Origin of the sequence: Bacillus sp. 17RED48, from assembly GCF_019837545.1 — a bacterium.
Lineage (GTDB): Bacteria > Bacillota > Bacilli > Bacillales > Bacillaceae_G > Bacillus_A > Bacillus_A wiedmannii.
This window is the reverse complement of record NZ_JADAXG010000005.1, coordinates 172947-191732: the sequence shown is the minus strand read 5'-3', so window position 1 is coordinate 191732 and position 18786 is coordinate 172947. Positions and strand designations below refer to the sequence as shown.

Sequence of the window (18786 nt, the reverse complement as noted above, 5' to 3'; positions counted from 1 at the left end):
TAAATAACAATTTTGTTCACTTTTATAGCTTACTATTCCTCATAGTTGTGTTTTTCTTCTAGGACTTTTATAAAGTTAAAGTGTCCATCGAGATAACAATCATTGATTTAACCCCCAAAATATATTTCATTAACTTCGCTTAAAGTAAAATTTTCATTTTTTCATTCAACCGAGTTCATAACATATTCTTTTCCTCCAATAAAATAATGATTAAGTGTCCCATGCGCATTTTATCCATTGGAAATAATACCTTTCACGTACTTACGTATTAGAAACTTCATTTCTGCATCTTCTGCAATAGCAATTTTGTTCACTTTTTCGATACATTTATGAAACATTCGTATGTTATCTTCAGTATGTTCTATTCTTTTTGAAGAACCATGTGAGAATACCAAAACAAGAAGCCCTAGAGCCCTAACTCTAGGGCTTTTTGTTTTTAAATAAGGATTTTGTGTGACTCCAGTTCTTACTTAAGACCGACTAGACACTAACATTTTTATGTAGTACAATTCCTATCAGAAAAATGTTAGGAGATTTATTTATGACCTTTGAAGATAATCGTCAATTAGGAATTCAACAAGGATGTATTGTAATTACAGATCAATCGCAATATCTTGTTGTTAAAAAGAATGAAAATTATTCTTTATTAAACATCGCAACTGCGGAGTGTATAAACTTTGAAGTTTCACTTGAACATCTTGAAGAAATGGTCCAAGTAGATTTAAAAGAAAAGATTCAAGATATCATTCCACCAGAGAATATTAAAATCGTAGCTCAAAACAGAATATAAAATGTATTTTCTAAGAGCACTTTCGTTAGTGCTCTTTTTTCATGAATAGTTTCAAATAACTATTTTATTAAATTTCATTGTTCTATTTTTCTTATAAACCTTACAAATTTGTAATATTACTGTCACCAAAATGGATAGTTAATTGGTTAATCTTGGCTTAACATACAGAATGACTAAACAAAACATCAATGAAAGGTGCCACTTGATGGAAAGAAAATTATTACGCTACGGAATAATGAGTATAGCTTTTCTCACTATCCCAATGATATTTATACTTTTGGTATCGTCTCAATCCATTCCCAAAGAATACGGTAAAGAATGGCCAGAAGTTAAAAGAACAGCTGAACTAGTAACTATCGTTTACTTTAAAAAAGAAAAAAATCTTGAAATTGTAATTGATAAAATTAGTCCATCAGAAGAATATAGAACGCATGAAATCTTCCTATACGGACATGTCACTGATAACGAACTACAAAAAGTTTATGCTGTTGTAAATTTTAGTAAGTACTATTCGGTTGAAGTCATTTCTGAATACGAATTGAAATCCAAGAGCAGTTAGCTTTCGCTAGCTGCTCTTGGTTTGTAAAAATGCACTCAATTAACAAGAAACACATATAATATTCTGTGTTCCTTTCTATATAAAATAAGTTAGTCTTTACAAGCGGATGATCTCGTCACGAGAGCACTTTATTAAGTGCTCTTTTCGTATTTCAAATACATACAAAATGAAATTTCTATTAAAATGTGTTTACACAATTTTTTTACATATCTTTTGGGTTTTAAACTCATTTAATTTAATACCTAAGAATTATTAGGATAAGCACCATATTATAATAAAACAAAAAAGATTTTATCCATTATTAAACAGAGGTGTTTCTAATTAGTACAACTTTAATTTCACATTTTTACAATGAAGAGTATTTACTACCATGGTGGTTAATACATCACACGAAACTATTTGATCATGGTATTCTTATTAATCGAGGTTCTACTGATCGTTCAGTAGAACTATGTAGAATACTTGCACCTCATTGGGAAATCCGAGATTCAAAAGTATTAGAGTTTGATGCCTTATTAGTTGATCAAGAAGTAATGGAAATAGAAAAAGAAACTAAGGGGTGGAAAATGGTTTTAAATACCACTGAATTTCTTTGCTGTTTTGATACGGAAGCCTTTTTCTCTTCTCTTGCTACTTTAGGGAAAAACATGTATTCCATTAGAACTATTCTGATGGTGGATGAACCTACTCACAGTTATACCAATCCGAGATACAGTATTCCCCTTGTCAAACAGCGTTTTCATGGAATGATGCACCCACATACTCCTCCTGCACCTTATTACGGAGGTAGATTGATCCACAATTATTTGCATGGTAACTATACAGCCGGAAGGCATTGGTCAAATCATCCATTTATGGTTTACATGTATCCTGCTTTCATTTTAAAATTCTTTTACAGCCCATGGAATACAGCCATGAAAAATCGAAAATTACAAATTGGGCCTACTCTTTCTAAACATAGCATCCAGCATGGTTTAGGTACTCATCACCTAGTAACACTAGAAGAATTAGAAAGAAATTATATATCCTTTGCAACCTCAACTATCGATCTTCGATTACTCCCAGAATATCAAGCTATATTTCCAGATTTATGTTTTCCTAACTAGTAATCCATCAAAAACATTTTGAAACTTTCCATACGTTCTTTACTTTTAAGTAAGAGCCATTCATTATTAAAATAGCGTTTTTGTTAAAAACTTTTCACCTTTTAATTGGATAAGCATTTATTATTTATAAGGAAGCTTTTCACTTATAGGAATCTCCTTACAAAGAGCACCTTGAAAAGGTGCTCTCTTTTCACCCTTCATGAGAAAATACATATATTAATATCGGCTGCACAAGTATTCAGCTTACAAATTAGGCCTTGTGAGCTATCACCTTTTTAAGGAGCACATTTAAACATGTGCTCTTTTTAGTCAATTTTAATTACATGATTACGCAAAAGAAACATAAAGTATATGACAGTTCAATACTTATAAAACCTATCTTTCTAAGGGCCTACTCATCTGTACGCCCTTTTTTTTGTTTTCAATTAACGATTTTATTTCAAAATTATATTGTTTTAAATTATCTATTCTACTTCCCTTCTCTTGTTCATATGCCAAGTTCTTTATTCATACACTAAACAAAATTGACATAACTGAACGGAGGCTAACTATGTCTTTTGTAAATATTATTAAGTACAGGCGCGTTCCCCACTCCAATCCTAACTTCCCTTTAATTTTATTTTGGAGCCAGAAAAGTGGTTGTACTTCTCTTGCACATTGGTTTTTTTATCAAATTAATTTATTTAAGCAAGCGATAAAATACAATTCTTTCATCCATAATTACGAAAATGAAATATACAAAAACTCCTCAGACTACTTTATTGAATTAGCTGCAACTTTATATTCAAAAGAAAAAGATACCTATAAGATAGTAAGAAACCCGTATACAAGAGCTGTAAGTTCATTCTTCTCATTAATCGCTCCTCCATATATAGAAAACCCAGCATGGGAGCCCATTCGGGGTTTTTATTATGGCAACAGCATTTGTAGTAAACCTATTTCATTTAAAATCTTTCTCTATTACTTAAAATCACAAATGACAGATTTAGAACAAGTAGATCCACATTTTACACCGCAGTATGTGCCCGGTGAGGAAGCATTTGTTACAAATTATATCTACCTTGAAAATTTCTCTACCGAAATTGTACGTCTAGAACAAACATATCAATTAAAAACTTCTCCTTTACACATACTAACCAAATCATGGCATCATCAGAAGGGCAGGGCGATTTTTAAAGGTGCTTTTGCAGATGCTGATATTACCGATCCTTTATTCCCACGCCTCCCAACATACGATAGTTTTTATGATCAAGAAACTATCCAATTAGTACAAGATATTTTTAATAAAGATTTCAGTACGTACAAATACCCCTTAAATTCCCTTTTGTGCACTGAGGTAGTAATACCCAATAAAAAAGCCCACCTATTTCCGTAGGTGGGCTTTATCTTTATTACACAATATCAAAGTATACTCTCTTTTTCTCATAAACTTTATGTAATTATACATATTTGTAAAAATTACACTAAATAAATATTACATGTAGTAAAATATAAACCGTGGACACGTTCTATAAAGCAGATTCTTTTGAAAGACGTAACATATTGATCTCAAATCTCTTGAATTTTGCGAACTAACAATCTGGTGTATATAGACGATTCTGTTTTATAGGATGTGTTTACACGTATAACAAGGGGATAATACGGATAGGTTTATACTAAATGAACGTGGTTCAAGTCGGAAGAAGGCACCTTTGGGTGTCTTTTTTATGCTTGTATTTCTTAATGAACAATATAACTTAACATGGTAAAATAATATATCCATAAAGAGGTAATTTGATATAATATTATTTATATGAAATGTTAAAATATAGATAGGGGAAGTGAATATGGACAAGAAGCTAACGTATTGGCTAGGATCTATTATAGGGATAATAGTACTTGCAGCTGGTATGACTTATGGCATGTTACAGTTTGCTGAAGTACCAATGGATAGTGAGAAGCATGCTTTTGCAGAGTCTGATTATAAAGAAGCACCACCATCGAATGAAGCAGAAATTGAAGGTTCAAATGCACAACTTCACATCACTAAAAGTTCTACTGAAGAAGAAGTTATTTCAGCAATGCATAGCATGACTCATCAAAAAGTAAAAGTAAATGACGGACGGGGAGCAACTCCTATGTCTAAAAAAAATGCAGAAAAAGTAAGAAGCATTCTAAACCAAAATGATTTTAAGAACAAAGAAGAGCTATTAGCAATCACTGAAAGATGGGTAAATAGAGATTTTAGTAAAATCGTAGAAGAACATAACTATTTCTGGGAACTTCAAGACGGCAAGATAGGTGAAGCTACAGAAATGGATCCAATAGAAGAGCAAACATTCTCTTTAAATAATTTCGGTGATGAAGTAACAGCCGCATTACATAAATCAGGAGATTTTCAGTACGTTGGGGAATAATAAACATCTATAAATTATAGTTAGAAGCTTTCCTTTTAATATTTACCTTTTCTAAATTTCTTCAATACATAGATGTGATTCTCAAGTCGGAGGAAGGCACCTTTGGGTGTCTTTTCTTTATGGGCAAAAACAATCCACTTGTTTTAAGATGGATTATTGCTACTACAAGAGTAATTATAACTAATCTTTAGGAACCCTTTTCTCTATTTGTGGAAAAATCATCGATGTAACCCCAATACATATCCCAGCTATAGGAGCTGCTATAATTAAGCATATACATACCATATTTAACACTAAAAATCCCCCCATTGCTCAATAGGTCTACTTGTAAGTAAAAGAAAATATAAACATTGAATAGTTCATGTAAGTTGTTAACAACATGTATCTGTTTTTTCTATATAATACATATGTATTATACAAACTTAATCTGTACTCTACATGGAGATACTCTAGAATTAGCTTAAAAACTTTGGCGTCACCTTAGGGTGTCTTTTCTTTATTTCTCAATATAAGAACTCTAAGAATATGCTATTATTTTAATACAAATTCCCTTTTATGCAATGAGATAGTATTGCCCCAAAAAAACCACCTATTTCCGTAGATGGGCCTTATCTTTATTACACAATATCAAAGTATACTCTCTTTTTCTCATAAACTTTATGTAATTATACATATTTGTAAAAATTACACTAAATAAATATTACATGTAGTAAGATATAAATTGTGGATATATTCTATAAAGCAGATTCTTTTGAAAGGCGTAACATATTGATCTCAAATCTCTTGATATTTTGTGAACTAACAATCTGGTGTATATAGACGATTCTGTTTTATAGGATGTGTTTACACGTATAACAAAGGGGCAATACGTGTATATTTATATAAAATTAAAGTGGTTCATGTCGGAGGAAGGCACCTTAGGGTGTCTTTTCTTTATGTATTAAAAAAACAACCATCCAATGATGAGGTTCTTATGTATATTATTCAGTATCTTGTTTTCTCTAATACTTTCTTCTTGATTGAACATCTATAGATTCATAAAAAAACAACCAAAAATTATCACAGAAATTACAAGTCCCATAGCAGCACCTACCAACATTTTCCCCTCAGGACCATTAATAAGCTCTTTTAAAACTTCTTTTGCTATTCGCTGACCTCTACCACTTAAAGATATCGAAAGAATAAAGAATATTACCACTAATACAAATGAAGAAATTATTAACTCCATGACTTATGTACCTCCCTAATATATGTGAACCATTAATTAACCAATAATTTCCTTATACATTATATCAACTAGGTTACATGGAAATATAACAAATTATTTTTATAATTTAATTTATTAATCGGTACGACATTAATACAGGATAGTCTAAGACGGAGGAAGGCGCCTTTGGGTGTCTTTTTTTTATTTTCAAAAGGACCTGCTCAATTAATGCCTAAAAACATACAGTAAATTGAATCCGTTAAAATACATGAGTGAACCCTTGTTTTAACCTCCGATTTAAAGGAGGAACCATTATGGGATTTGGTGGTAATTGCGGCGGCGACTGTGGCTTTGCTGGAGGATTTGCTTTATTAGTTGTATTGTTTATATTATTAATCATCGTTGGAGCTGCTTGCTTCTGCTAAAAAAACTATCGGAAAAGACGCTCTTATATGGGTGTCTTTTCCTTATGGAAAAATCCCTACACAAAGTGCAGGGATTTTCATGCTACGAATATATAAAACTGATTATTTAATATATAACGACGTCCGCCACGTATCTCTTGGATAATTTATTGAAGTCTTTTGATATTCAAAAGTCCCTTCTTGATGCTTTGATGCGTCCCATTTATATTCCCAACCTACAATAGGATTACCACCAATTATTTGTGAGCCAATACTTTTTACATCAAATCCATTCATTTTGGCAAAAGGAAACTGGCCATATCCTATTTCTTTTGTGTAAACATATAAGTAACTTCCTCCATGATCTTTAGTTGTACTAAAACTATTAGGAGTAATGTATTCAACTCCACCCAATTGTGATTCCACTTTTACTACACTTAAAGAAGTTAGAGGTGCTGCTGGTCCTGCTGATGCCTCCGATGCCATTCCTAACCCAACTACCGCTGCCACCGCTAATGATGATATCCCTAATGTAACTTTTTTAAACATATAAACATCCCCTTGTTTTATAATAAGTACAAGTTTGATATTAACAGAAATTTATAAGAATATTCCTTATATTGAAAACGTTAACAAATTCTACTTTTTTCGATATGCAATTTAGCATATCGATTGACATACAAAATAATCCATCCACTACTTTCCTTATAAAAACTTTTTTCAAATTTAATACTATTAACTCACTAAATTCTCATTAAAAGACTGGTCGTCTATACAATAGTTTGGTAACATATAAGTATCTTTTAAGAAGGAAAAGCTAATATAGATCGACTAAATAATGTAAAGAAAATGTTTTATTGCATAAAAAAAGGCTCCATTGCTGGAGCGCTCAAAAAATAATATAAGTAAATGAATTAAAACAAATAACAGACAATTAAACTATATAGATAAAACATAAATAAATCTATATATATGTAATATTACATATAAAAACCCTATTTATTGAAGCTATAATAAGCTTACTCGATGATTGTTATATTTTGTTATGGTTTTTAAGTAATAAAATACCTTCTTAACACCAATTGTACAAGGAAAAGAAGACATCGATTAAGATGTCTTCTTTTTTATATGATAACAACACAATAAAACAGAATCAAAGACATTTATAATATTCTTTCAAAATGAAGGTATACGCATTGCCTTTTACCCCTTTGGACAACCTGCTATAGATATTAATAATGAAAATTCATCAGCAATCTCACTTATTTAACCTTTCGTTTTATAAAGAGAAGATGTTTTTATATTTATAAGATAAAAAGAGGTTGATGGATTAATTCTCCACCAGCCTCTTTTTATCTTGCTATTCAATTAGAAGCTAACCGTCGCTGCTTCCTCTCCTGAACTAATCATTCGCTGTTCAATCTTTCCTAGCAGTTCCTTTATCTTATCTGAATAAAGTTTAACTGCTTTCGTAGATTGAGCATTCTTAAGCTCTTCTGTCCATTCTGCTAAATCTTCCTTTTCTTGATCATCTAGATAATCAAAAACTTCCTTTCGAGACATCGGGCTCACCTCAACTCAACTCACTTTATTTGGCCGTTACATAACCAAATCTCCTCATCTCTCTATTTCTATTTATACCAGATTACTCCTCTATTATTCCTTATTCTTTTTTTCGAGTTCGTTCAATTTCTTTGAAATCGACTGAATCTCGTCGGTTTTTACTTGTTCCGTTGCCAAGCGATTGTGCAGCAGGAAAGCTTGCCCTGAAATCCCAGCAAGAATACTCACTTTAAGAATATCCATCATTGTTTCAGGGTTAAACATTGCAACACCAACGAGTGAAGCAATACTTCCTACAAACATCTCTCCCAAGAAACCCGGGTGAAATGCAAGCTTGCTCTTACGAGGCAACAAAAACTTTTTGTTTGTGATGTAATGACTAGCCAATCCTGAGACCATACCAGCCACAACTGAAACAATTACTGTAACCAACATAATATACACCCCTTTTCGAAAAAACTTTTGACATTGCAGCAGCAGTTCCTATTTAATAATTAGTTGCTATGACATAGCATCACCCCTTTCAGGCAAAAACAAATAACCTTCCAGGAAAATGAATTGTTTACACAATGAAATAAAGTAACATAAAGTTCCTTTTTGTGTAATTTCATTAACCCGAAAGGTTATAAGTAATTAGTGATATAAAAAAGAAAAAGAAAAAAATGCAACTAAATTATATCACATTGAAATTTGTTTTATCTTTAAATTCAGAAAATTTTTCGTTATTTAACTTTCTCAAGTTAACAAATCAAATTCTTTGATATCTTTACACTTTCTAATAATTCTAAAGCCTGATTGTTATTTAATTTTTTCAATCTCCCATCGATTATGCTATAGATTACACAACAATTTTGATAAATATAGAATTCCAGTATTTCAAATACTACCTGTTTTTCTTCAACGTTTTCATAATTGCATAAATTTATTATTCTCGTTCCTGTCTCTCGTACTAACCACAATACCTTTCGCTTAAATAAGAAATAATAATATTTATCAAAGAAATAAAAGTCTTCTTGATATCCTATTAACTTATTTCGTATTATATTTTCCATCTTTATCAACTCTGGATAAATTCCCAAATCTATTTCTGACGGTGCAATACAGGTATTCCCTCTTAAATTTTTTCAAGAATTTACAATGTCTTCAGTACTTCTTTAAAACTGTTGTTTTTTGTTTCTTTTCTCTCTTTCCATTCTTTATTTTCGCGATTATAAATAGACATATTCATCAATATACACTCCTCTTTTTATCGTTTTTATTAAAATATAGATCTATTACGAATGTTACTAGTTACCATCTTATTGTAACTATCTTCAATTACATGTTATTCTTTTTGATACTGATCCCATTCAGCGGCTGTGATTTACGAGATAACATCACCTATATGAATATAAACCGTATCACCTACTCTGACACCTTCGAGTTCTGTATCAATTCTTAAATCGATATTTTCAATTCTAATTAATCTTTTGTTAATTAGTTTCCCTTTAGTTATTTTCCATCGATAAGCATTTAAGGTAACAGGATGTATTGTTTCTGAAAGTCTCAATAAATGATTCGAATTATCACTCCTTTTTTAAGCAAAATAAAAAAGCAACCTAAAAGGAGAAGACATAACACATTAAAAATGCGTACTCTTCAACCCGATAGGTTGCTTTAATTACAGAAAGGAAAAAGAAAAAAGATTATATACTTATTATACCATATCTATAACCAATAATATCCAATTCTTAAACTAGAAATAATACAAAAGTCTAAATTATATTGTATATTGTTGGTTTATGGTGTGTTTTTTATTAAATTGTATTTCCAAACAAGAAATGATTTCTTTAATTTTTATAGTCCTGCTTTCACTTTAGATGTTACAATTACAATATTATTCAAACATAATATTATTAAAGTGTTATATTAAGATTTGTATCACATACATACATTTTAAAATCTGAGTTTACTACACTTTAATTTTAGAAGCCCTAAAAAGAGTGTAGTGGTTTAATATATAACGATTAAAAACAAAAATTAGAAAGTAAGGTGTTTACAACATGTTAAGGTTAAGGCTTAGGCTCGTATATTTTTTACTTCCACTTATGCTATTTGTTGGAGGTTGCGGAAACATGGAAGATGAGACAAATTATGAAAAGGGGTTTTTAAAAGGAACTGGAGCTATGAGGAAGGCATCCAATAAAATGACTGAAATACAAGAGAGAGACCATTCGCTATCTTCGTCACAAGAAGAGTATAAAGAAGCGGTTATGGAATTTAGAAACGTAACTAAAGAATTTAAAGACTTGGTTCCTGACAAAAAGTATGAAACTCAACACAAGAACCTAATAAAAGCAATGGAAGAATATGAATTGTCTACATCAAAACTATTAACAGGAATGTCTGATACAGAAGGTACCGAGTGGAAAGTTGGTATTAATCAGTTCAATAAAGCGACAAATATGTATGTTATTGCAGCTGGGAATATTGTGGATATACAATACGGAAATAAAGAAGGTACCACAGAAAAAAGTATTGGACAAATACCTCAAGATGAAGATACAGAAGTAGAAACTGAAACTACCCAAACGCAGCCGTCTAATCATGATGTAGACTTAGCTACTAAAGATACTCAAACACAGCCGATAGAACAAAAAGCCGAACCGGAATTATCCACTGAGGACACGGAATCAGCGGTAGAACAATCACCACAGCAACTTAAAGTTGATAAAGTAAAAGAAATAATTGAGTATTATTCTATTGGAGAAAATGACAAATTAAATAACCTAACTGTTGAAAATGGGGAAATAAAAGCAAATATTGTATTAGCATCTAACAATCTATTTCCAGCTAAGGATATGGCAGTTAATAGTTACAGTCAATTAGCAGATGAATTACTAAAACATGAAGGTTGGTAAACACTAACTGTTACATATGCTAACATAGGAAGTATTAGTATGACTCGTAACGAAAAGGAAACAAATGAGGTTGGTGATTACTTCCCAGTACTTAAAATTGAGGAAAGATTGAAATGATAAAATTAGTACCGTAGAAGACCTTTCATATTATTAACCTAGTTAGCAACATCTATAAGCTCAATTAGAAACACTAACTCTAAGTAGTATATGGGTACACAAATGTAGAAGTGAATGAACCAGGTGGTCCATTCACTTCTACATTTGTGTTATCTCTCTCGAAATTAAATTCCTTCTAAAAATCCTTTTGATCTTGAGGTATTTCTTCTTCACAATCTGTGCAACATGTTAATATTTAATAACTGCCTACAATTTTAGTATCATGAAAATCTGATTCTCTTCCGCAAAATGTACATTTATTCATTTTTCATTCCCCTTTTATTAAGATTCAAAATCCAATTACATATTTCAAACAATTATTCTTTACCACTCTTATTTTTTAGATTAAACAGCTGCCTTTGTTCCTCAGTTACAGGAAATGCCCTACTATATCCTTTTTTCGCATGAAATACTATATAATGATTTACAATTAAATATTGATTGATAATAAAATTTAACATATTATTAACTGCCAAAGCAGAATATTGATTTGTAATACGTCTTTGCGGCTGTGATTCTACTACTCGATCACAAGAAATATCGCTAGGTGCAATTGTATCCTCATCTGTTAAAACATCTGGATACAATTTAGCAACAGGTGCTAAAATTGTTTCACCTTTCACTCTTAACCCTGTTACTGTTTGCCCTGTATAACCGCTCTCTTCTTGTTGTTTAATTATTTCCTCACTTGGATTTCCTTTTATTAAATCCACTGCATCATTACCTGTGTCTATATAAATAATATTTTCTTGTTCATTGAAAAATTGATGGAATTGTTGTCTTGAAAATAGCGATAGGTAAAACTTTGAAATTATCTCCATCTTTTCCCCTGCTCTTTAGATTTTGTTTCTGCTGTTTTCTGTTCTAGCTTTTGTTCTGGTTTCTCCTCTGGCTTTTCTTTCTCAAGAACTACCACATTTACTGTTGCAGTTGAGCTGTTTCCTGCCTTATCGGTTGCCGTTACTTGAACTGATATTGCACCTGGCTTACTTGTATCATATGCTCCTACTGTTACTACTGGATTTGAATCTTTATTATCTTTTACACTCACTAAACTTCCAGGACTCAATTTATCTCCCACATGTACGGTTACACCTTGTTTCGCTGTTATTACTGGTGCTTCCGTATCCTTCTCTTCTTCCTTTTCTACTACTTTTACTGTTACCGTTGCAGTTGAGCTGTTACCCGCATTATCTGTTGCCGTTACTTGAACTGATAAAGTACCTGGTCTACTTGTATCATATGCTCCCACTGTTACTACTGGATTTGAATCTCTATTGTCTTTTACACTCACTAAACTTTCTGGACTTAATTTATCTCCTACATGTACGGTTACATCTTGTTTTACTGTAATTACTGGTGCTTCTGTATCCTTTTCCTCTTCTTTTTCTACTACTTTAACGGTTACTGTTGTACTTGAGCTATTTCCTGATGCATCTGTTGCCGTTACTGTTACTTGAATTTCCCCTACCTTACTTGTATCGTACCCTCTCACTGTTACTACTGGGTTTGGATCTTTATTATCTTTTACTTCTACTAAATCACCTGCGTTTAAACTATCTCCTATATGTACAGTTACGCCTTGCTTTGCTGTAATTACTGGTGCCACTGTATCCTTTTCTGGTTTTGTTGTACCACCATCATTACCATCTCCGCCCGTTGGTGGTTTTGCGCCACCTCCACCATCGTTACCATCTCCGCCTGTTGGTGGTTTTATACCGCCTCCATTATTACCTTCACCACCTGTTGGCGTTTTCACTTCCCCGCCACTTGTGTCACCAGAAGTTGGTGGCTTTTTATCATTATTAATTGGAGGTATTGAGTTATCTGCAATAGCCACACCATCATTAATATTTAGATCGCCACCAAATACAAAGTTCTTACAATCCTTATTATCCGAGACAGAGGGATTGTTTGTTGCTGATGCTATTGAAGTATTTAAATCAGAAAAACGATTATTTGATTTATCACCGTCAATAACTGATGCTAAGTTTCGATCTGAGTTTATAGCTGCGGTTGCAATTGAATCTGTTAAGTCATCAAATTTCTTTTTGGTTTTGTTATTTTCAATGATACCGGCTAAATTTTGATCAGAGCTACGTTTTGCATTATCAATGATTTCATCAAAATCATTAGTATTTAGATTTTCATTCGGTTCTTTCTTACTATCATCTTTTTTCTTTTCTTTTTCACTATCTTTTTTCTTTTTAGATACTGATGCTGTTTTAGTGCTCTTTTTTTCAGAAGAAAACAGTGAGCAGCCTGTAACTAACCCAACACTTAAGGTAGTTACAGTAGTCGTAAGTAACACTTTCTTTAAAATTTTCGAATAATCTAAAGGCACAATCAATTCCTCCCTATTACCTAATCTGCACTTATAGTTGCTACAGAAGTAGCAGAACTATTAGGTGTAGAATTATTAATTTTTTCGAGTAAATCTTTATTTCCAACCTTTTGAGCAAACTTTTTAGCTTCCTCAGATTTATTTAATTTCAAATAACTATTAACAATAATTCCTTCTCTTCTCCCATCTAGCGGCACTTGATCTCTTAATTTGATAACTTCTTCATGTTTGTTATCTAATGCTGCAATTTCGAAATTAATTAGTGGATTTTTTGTTTTTAATTCTTTTACTTTTTTCAAATTATCTACAGCTATATAATATGAAACTACTGATTCTGCAAAATCTTGTTCTAAGTCAATTGCCTTTTGTCCTTTACCACTTAATAGATACGTAAATAAAACTGCCTTTTTATCTTCTTTTCCTAACTTTTTATAATCGACTTTATCAAATTCCAAGGCAGCATCTTGATATTTTTGAACTGCAGATAACCTTAATCCATTTATTAAATTTGCATTAACTTCTAAACTATTTATATTATTTGCAGATGCAGCCTGTGAATTTTTCATATTGCTAAATGCAAAACCTGCTACTACTAATAAAACAATTAATGCGACTCCTATAATAGCGTACTTATATTTTTTCATATTATTTAAGATTCCTTTTTTATTGATTACTACTTTCTCTTCTTGTTCAAATTTAGTTTCATTTGGTAGATTTCTTTCCTTATTTAAATTAATTTCATCCCTTTCTGGTTCCCTTTTAGCCACAACTATTTTTTGTCTCTTTTGAGCTTCTTCTATTTTCTTTTCTTCCTCTAACCTTCTTTTTCTTACTTCTTCAAGTTTTTTCTCTTCTTCTTTCCGTCGTTCTTTTACCTGTTCCCTTGCTTCTTCCTCTACTTTTCTACGTGCTTCCGCTTCTTCACGTTTCCTCGCTTCTTCCTCTGCCTTTCTACGTGCTTCCCCTTCTTTACGTTCTCTTGCTTCTTCTTCCGCCTTTCTACGCGCTTCCCCTTCTTTACGTTTCCTCGCTTCTTCCTCTGCTTTTCTACGTGCTTCCGCTTCTTCACGTTTCCTCGCTTCTTCCTCTGCTTTTCTACGCGCTTCCCCTTCTTTACGTTCTCTTGCTTCTTCCTCCGCTTCTCTACGTGCTTCTTCCGCCTTTCTACGCGCTTCCGCTTCTTTACGTTTCCTTGCTTCTTCACGTTCTCTTGCTTCTTCCTCTGCTTCTCTACGTGCTTCTGGTTGTTCTATATTAAAATCGCTTTCAGAAGTGCTTGACTGTTTTTGAATTGTTGTAATCCAATCAAGAGCCGGATTACTATTTGAAGCTTCATTTTTAGGTGTATTTAAAACTACACTTTTTTCTCTATTTTCACTTTGTTTCAACGTTTGATCTGAATGCTCTTGTTGGAATTTCTCACTTACTTGATTCTCATGGGTATCCCCATATTGTTCTTCTTCCTCAGCTAACAATCGTTCTCGTCGTTCTTTTTCTTGTCTAATCCTTTCCTTAATTACGTTTCTTTTTCTATTATTTTGCATATAACAACAATGGCCTCCTTTCTATCAGTACCTCATTAATGAGAGTAATTAAATTATTTATCCTTCATAATTAATCATGAGATATTTCTACAGAAAAACTAAGGAAAATTAGAGATAATATTATTTTTTTAAGCATGATAAATAAAAAAAGGATAAATAGGTAGCACCCATTTATCCTTTTTTTTATTTATCATCTATTGAGTTTATCGTTTTCCAACAGAAAACTCCTTCCTTAAAATGTGAAAGTATGAAACACCAATTTTAGGCGGGAGATGAATGTCGCTTGGCATAAGCCAACATGTTTACTACCATATACTTGTACAGATTACTCTTTGAAAACTGAAGATATAAGGTTGGTTGCGAAAAAATGTTGCAACCAACCTTATATCTTCAACGTTCTTGCACCCCACGTTTGCCGAAGTAGCGAAAACCAAGCTAAAGTAGGAAGCGTGGTGAGTCAACGTACAAGATACTTATGTTTTCACCGTAGGACTACGGGCAGAGCATGCTAAGATAACCGGTGGATACATCGGTGTTCGCATGAACCTCCCACTTCAAACAGTCCGTAAGGACGTTAAGTGGTGAGTAGTTCGAAGTACATGTTATACCCTTTATACATCAATTTGTTTCCAACTTTTAGATAGAAAAAGATACAATACGCTCTTTATACTGTATATTACGATAAATACAAATATATATTTTTACGCCATATTAAGTTCATCCATTACTTTCAACTTTTCATGTAGTAGATTAAAAATTTCATCTTTATAGTCACATTTCTTCAATTTTTTAATTGCTTCATCCTTTATTTGTGACACTCTTTCCGTTGTTATCATAAGTGCTTTTGCAATTTCTTTATGCAAATACACTTTACCATCTAGAAGACCAAAACATAGATTTAGTACCATCTTTTGCTTTGGGTTTAATACTTCATTAAATATTAACCATATCTCGTAATTTAAGTCCTCAATTACCATTTCATTTGTTGACGGAATTGCTGAACTATCATCATAGAATGGATTTAGTATACCTATATCTTCATTTATTGTATCTACATCCAAAGTCATAGTAGTAGCTCGCTTATAATATACGTTGTGCTTAATGACTGTTTCGCTAGTTACATTTAACTCTTTTGCTACTTCTTCCACTGAAGGGGTTCTGTTGTACATTTGTAGATATTTATCTTCTAACTCGACATATCTTAAATTAAATTGATTCACATAATTAGGGATTTTAAAAGGTCCAGACTTTTTTTTACATATAATTCCTAACATACTTTTTTGTATCCACCAAAAAGCGTACGTGGAAAAGCAATAACCTAAAGCCGGATTAAAGTCTTCCATTGCCCGTAACATTCCTTCATTACCCTCTTGAATCAGATCATCAAACTCTATATCAGGGTGCTTGTTTTTGTACTTTCTTGCAATAGATAATACTAGTCCTACATTCACATGAAACAAATAATCACGTAGATCCTTTTCACCATGTTTGTACCGCTGAAATAATTTTAAACTTTCTTGTTTTGATAGTACCTTAAAATTCCCAATTTCCTTAATTTCAAAAGTGTTCTCTTCTAGATTTGCCATTGGCTTAATACTTCTTGCAGTAGAACCTTGTGTTATAGTTTTATTTAATGACTCATCGCGATTCAAGCTGCTATATGATTCGTTCATACCTATTCCTCCCTTCTCATTTTTAACGAATTGTTTCTAAAAACATTTTTGTCTCCTTTTGTACGTTACTAATCAACTTACAGTTCCTTGCGCATGTATTGGCAACTTCTTTATGCGCTTTCGTTTTTCTCAATTCTATATAAATATCGCATCCTTTGCAGATGCTACTAATACCTTCCATTATTTCTAATTGTCTTCTTCTTTCATATAAAAACTGCTCTTTTGTTTTCTTCTCCCTTACTCGTCTCCCCATTTGTTTCACCTCGTATACATGAATAGTATTATTTAGTAATTAAAAACTACTATCGGTATTACATAGATACGAAACTTCGCCTTCAAAACTCTTCCAAATTTCTCCTGTATGTATATGATATAGGATTATAACAAAATGTAAAATAAATTATTCTAAAAATTTAAAAAATTACTGGGATATTAAAATATCCATCATTTCCTTATGATTAAACTAATTATATTTATATAAATCTTGATAATCATCGAGGTTTATATATACAATTTAAACCCTGATGACTATCAAAAACACGTATAAAACAATGGATGTATTGTATTCTTCTATACAATACATCCTTCGATTTTATAAAACCCACTCATTCTAGTTATGGTATAGAAAAGTACTTAATCATTTCTACCCCTTATTAATATATCTCTTAATTTATTTCAATTAAAATAGCGTTTATCTCACTTTCTCTATTGCTGGAATATAATCGTTTAACAGTAAATCATCTAGACCCTTTCCAAGATTAATATCCCAACTTGCATAATTAATACTTATCCCTTCTTGATAAAGCGCTTGCGCACATTCTAATAACGACCGCTGAACATCTGAATTTGTAATCATATCCATATCTAAAGCGAACGTCGCCTGTTTAACTCCCATTCTTTTTAATGGTTCAATTAATATTCTCCATACTTTAACCCCAGGTATTGATACAACTGTGGTACCATGCATTACTTTTTCCTCATTTGTTAGAAGCTCCTCTAAGTTTTCAGCAGAAATATCAGACTTTAGACTCCCTTCTGAAATCCATACATTATCCTTTTTTATTAGTTCTCCACGTTCCAAACTTTTCAACTCTCGACTAGGTACTGCTACATGTATTGGCAATGGGTTCCCAGCTCCTGTTCCATGGAATTTCCCACCTGAGCTGATCCAAATATATTTACTTTCTAACTTTAATTGTACTTCACCTAATTTTTCACCTTCATAATTAATTTCATACCATTCTTTAGCATCGATTTTACCTTTAAATATAGACTCTATCTTCCCATTGATTTTATAGGTCACCTCTATAACATTGGGTTGCTCAATAACTTCTGCATTAAAGCTTGGTTTATGATTTTTTACAACTGTCATATATTCAGGATTATCAATTCTACATTGAAAACCGCATATCTGATTATATATATTTCTCTGTGGTATTAATAAAGAATCTCTCCTTCCTGCAAACGTAAAATATCTTCCATCCTTTGTTTCTTTTGCATAAAATCCTGGAATTCCAACAATATAGCTTGTTTTCCCCCCTACTTTTTTTATTAGCTCTTTCGTAGTATCCCAAGGTTTAATAGGAAAACTTTTGTAATTTCTAACATTTATTACTTCTCTTGTAATCCTACGTTTTGATCCCATTAACATTTTAATATGTTCATCTCGCACGTCTAAAAATTCTAGGAATAAAGTGTAAATAATATCAAGGTTGTAATCATTTTTCTTCCTATGTTCCTTAATCATCTGATTTTGAGAAAAGTCATATCCCCTTTTTTGATCTTCAGCTATTATATGTAAATAGCCTGCTTCCCCGAATACTGTTTCAGATGAAATTCGTCCACATATTATTTTAGTTTCAGAATCATTAACCATGCACCATCCTTGCTTGCCACATATAGGGCACGTTGTTCTATAATATTCAAACCACCTCTCATTACTCCCCTTATTCATGCTTCTCACTGGCCTTAATATTCTACTTGCTGCTAACTTTTCAATTGACATCACATATCTCCTTTTCCCTTGATCAAATAAAAAAGCCCTTTGGAATACGGAGGTTAAATGCCACACAAATGTGTAATTTAATCCGTAACCCGAAGGGCTTTATGTAATCATTAGAAAATAAAAAAATTAATAAGTTATA

16 protein-coding genes and 1 pseudogene are annotated in these 18786 nt (G+C 32.0%); 7 read left to right on the top strand and 10 right to left on the bottom strand.

The window, feature by feature from the left end:
- Positions 1-541 precede the first annotated feature (541 nt).
- From ILT06_RS20950 to ILT06_RS20930, 5 genes are all read left to right on the top strand, one after another.
- Positions 542-790, top strand: a complete 249-nt coding sequence (locus tag ILT06_RS20950; protein WP_097872615.1) for a hypothetical protein — start codon at positions 542-544, stop codon at positions 788-790.
- Between the two features lie 169 nt (positions 791-959).
- A complete protein-coding gene (locus tag ILT06_RS20945; protein WP_261784533.1) occupies positions 960-1349 on the top strand; it encodes a phosphoglycolate phosphatase in 390 nt (129 codons plus the stop codon).
- A gap of 320 nt (positions 1350-1669) precedes the next feature.
- A complete protein-coding gene (locus tag ILT06_RS20940; protein WP_222655543.1) occupies positions 1670-2455 on the top strand; it encodes a glycosyltransferase family protein in 786 nt (261 codons plus the stop codon).
- A gap of 550 nt (positions 2456-3005) precedes the next feature.
- The gene (locus tag ILT06_RS20935) at positions 3006-3830 is read left to right on the top strand and encodes a sulfotransferase family 2 domain-containing protein (protein WP_222655495.1); all 825 of its coding nucleotides are present in this window, start codon (positions 3006-3008) and stop codon (positions 3828-3830) included.
- A 451-nt stretch (positions 3831-4281) separates the two neighbouring features.
- Positions 4282-4851: a PRK06770 family protein gene (locus ILT06_RS20930; protein ID WP_222655494.1), complete on the top strand. Its 570-nt coding sequence runs from the start codon at positions 4282-4284 to the stop codon at positions 4849-4851.
- 1027 nt (positions 4852-5878) lie between these two features.
- On the opposite strand, the gene ILT06_RS20925 is transcribed toward ILT06_RS20930, so the two are convergent.
- Complete coding sequence (locus ILT06_RS20925; protein ID WP_222655493.1) at positions 5879-6079, bottom strand: hypothetical protein; 201 nt, start codon at positions 6077-6079, stop codon at positions 5879-5881.
- A 293-nt stretch (positions 6080-6372) separates the two neighbouring features.
- Between ILT06_RS20925 and ILT06_RS20920 the strand changes: the two genes are divergently transcribed.
- Complete coding sequence (locus tag ILT06_RS20920) at positions 6373-6483, top strand: YjcZ family sporulation protein (protein ID WP_222655492.1); 111 nt, start codon at positions 6373-6375, stop codon at positions 6481-6483.
- A 102-nt stretch (positions 6484-6585) separates the two neighbouring features.
- Here ILT06_RS20920 and ILT06_RS20915 read toward each other — a convergent pair whose 3' ends face one another.
- The 3 genes from ILT06_RS20915 to ILT06_RS20905 all read right to left on the bottom strand — a co-directional run bounded on the left by ILT06_RS20915 (position 6586) and on the right by ILT06_RS20905 (position 8460).
- A complete protein-coding gene (locus ILT06_RS20915) occupies positions 6586-7011 on the bottom strand; it encodes a DUF4879 domain-containing protein (protein ID WP_088047624.1) in 426 nt (141 codons plus the stop codon).
- Between the two features lie 819 nt (positions 7012-7830).
- The gene (locus tag ILT06_RS20910; protein ID WP_000087398.1) at positions 7831-8025 is read right to left on the bottom strand and encodes a hypothetical protein; all 195 of its coding nucleotides are present in this window, start codon (positions 8023-8025) and stop codon (positions 7831-7833) included.
- Positions 8026-8118: 93 nt separating this feature from the next.
- Positions 8119-8460 (bottom strand): DUF4257 domain-containing protein, encoded by a 342-nt coding sequence (locus ILT06_RS20905; RefSeq protein ID WP_000961794.1) that lies wholly within the window; start codon positions 8458-8460, stop codon positions 8119-8121.
- Positions 8461-10112: 1652 nt separating this feature from the next.
- Between ILT06_RS20905 and ILT06_RS20900 the strand changes: the two are divergent.
- Positions 10113-11042, top strand: a pseudogene (locus tag ILT06_RS20900) (hypothetical protein).
- Positions 11043-11398: 356 nt separating this feature from the next.
- Here ILT06_RS20900 and ILT06_RS20895 read toward each other — a convergent pair.
- The 6 genes from ILT06_RS20895 to ILT06_RS20870 form a co-directional block, all read right to left on the bottom strand.
- The gene (locus ILT06_RS20895; RefSeq protein ID WP_222655491.1) at positions 11399-11902 is read right to left on the bottom strand and encodes a thiamine biosynthesis protein ThiF; all 504 of its coding nucleotides are present in this window, start codon (positions 11900-11902) and stop codon (positions 11399-11401) included.
- Positions 11893-13425, bottom strand: a complete 1533-nt coding sequence (locus ILT06_RS20890; RefSeq protein ID WP_222655490.1) for a DUF5011 domain-containing protein — start codon at positions 13423-13425, stop codon at positions 11893-11895. Before ILT06_RS20890 ends, ILT06_RS20895 begins: the two co-directional genes overlap by 10 nt.
- Before the next feature lie 20 nt (positions 13426-13445).
- Positions 13446-14969 (bottom strand): hypothetical protein, encoded by a 1524-nt coding sequence (locus ILT06_RS20885; RefSeq protein ID WP_222655489.1) that lies wholly within the window; start codon positions 14967-14969, stop codon positions 13446-13448.
- 701 nt (positions 14970-15670) lie between these two features.
- Complete coding sequence (locus ILT06_RS20880; RefSeq protein ID WP_222655488.1) at positions 15671-16642, bottom strand: sigma-70 family RNA polymerase sigma factor; 972 nt, start codon at positions 16640-16642, stop codon at positions 15671-15673.
- A 22-nt stretch (positions 16643-16664) separates the two neighbouring features.
- Entirely contained in the window at positions 16665-16895 is a 231-nt protein-coding gene (locus ILT06_RS20875; protein ID WP_222655487.1) for a hypothetical protein, read from the bottom strand.
- A 438-nt stretch (positions 16896-17333) separates the two neighbouring features.
- Complete coding sequence (locus tag ILT06_RS20870; RefSeq protein WP_222655486.1) at positions 17334-18647, bottom strand: DUF3854 domain-containing protein; 1314 nt, start codon at positions 18645-18647, stop codon at positions 17334-17336.
- Positions 18648-18786 lie beyond the last annotated feature (139 nt).

Coding starts and splice junctions, on each gene's coding strand:
- ILT06_RS20935 (WP_222655495.1), top strand. CDS start 3,006: ATGTCTTTTGTAAATATTATTAAGTACAGGCGCGTTCCCCACTCCAAT.
- ILT06_RS20910 (WP_000087398.1), bottom strand. CDS start 8,025: ATGTCTCGAAAGGAAGTTTTTGATTATCTAGATGATCAAGAAAAGGAA.
- ILT06_RS20875 (WP_222655487.1), bottom strand. CDS start 16,895: ATGGGGAGACGAGTAAGGGAGAAGAAAACAAAAGAGCAGTTTTTATAT.
- ILT06_RS20915 (WP_088047624.1), bottom strand. CDS start 7,011: ATGTTTAAAAAAGTTACATTAGGGATATCATCATTAGCGGTGGCAGCG.
- ILT06_RS20925 (WP_222655493.1), bottom strand. CDS start 6,079: ATGGAGTTAATAATTTCTTCATTTGTATTAGTGGTAATATTCTTTATT.
- ILT06_RS20950 (WP_097872615.1), top strand. CDS start 542: ATGACCTTTGAAGATAATCGTCAATTAGGAATTCAACAAGGATGTATT.
- ILT06_RS20920 (WP_222655492.1), top strand. CDS start 6,373: ATGGGATTTGGTGGTAATTGCGGCGGCGACTGTGGCTTTGCTGGAGGA.
- ILT06_RS20895 (WP_222655491.1), bottom strand. CDS start 11,902: ATGGAGATAATTTCAAAGTTTTACCTATCGCTATTTTCAAGACAACAA.
- ILT06_RS20930 (WP_222655494.1), top strand. CDS start 4,282: ATGGACAAGAAGCTAACGTATTGGCTAGGATCTATTATAGGGATAATA.
- ILT06_RS20945 (WP_261784533.1), top strand. CDS start 960: ATGACTAAACAAAACATCAATGAAAGGTGCCACTTGATGGAAAGAAAA.
- ILT06_RS20885 (WP_222655489.1), bottom strand. CDS start 14,969: ATGCAAAATAATAGAAAAAGAAACGTAATTAAGGAAAGGATTAGACAA.
- ILT06_RS20905 (WP_000961794.1), bottom strand. CDS start 8,460: ATGTTGGTTACAGTAATTGTTTCAGTTGTGGCTGGTATGGTCTCAGGA.
- ILT06_RS20880 (WP_222655488.1), bottom strand. CDS start 16,642: ATGAACGAATCATATAGCAGCTTGAATCGCGATGAGTCATTAAATAAA.
- ILT06_RS20870 (WP_222655486.1), bottom strand. CDS start 18,647: ATGTCAATTGAAAAGTTAGCAGCAAGTAGAATATTAAGGCCAGTGAGA.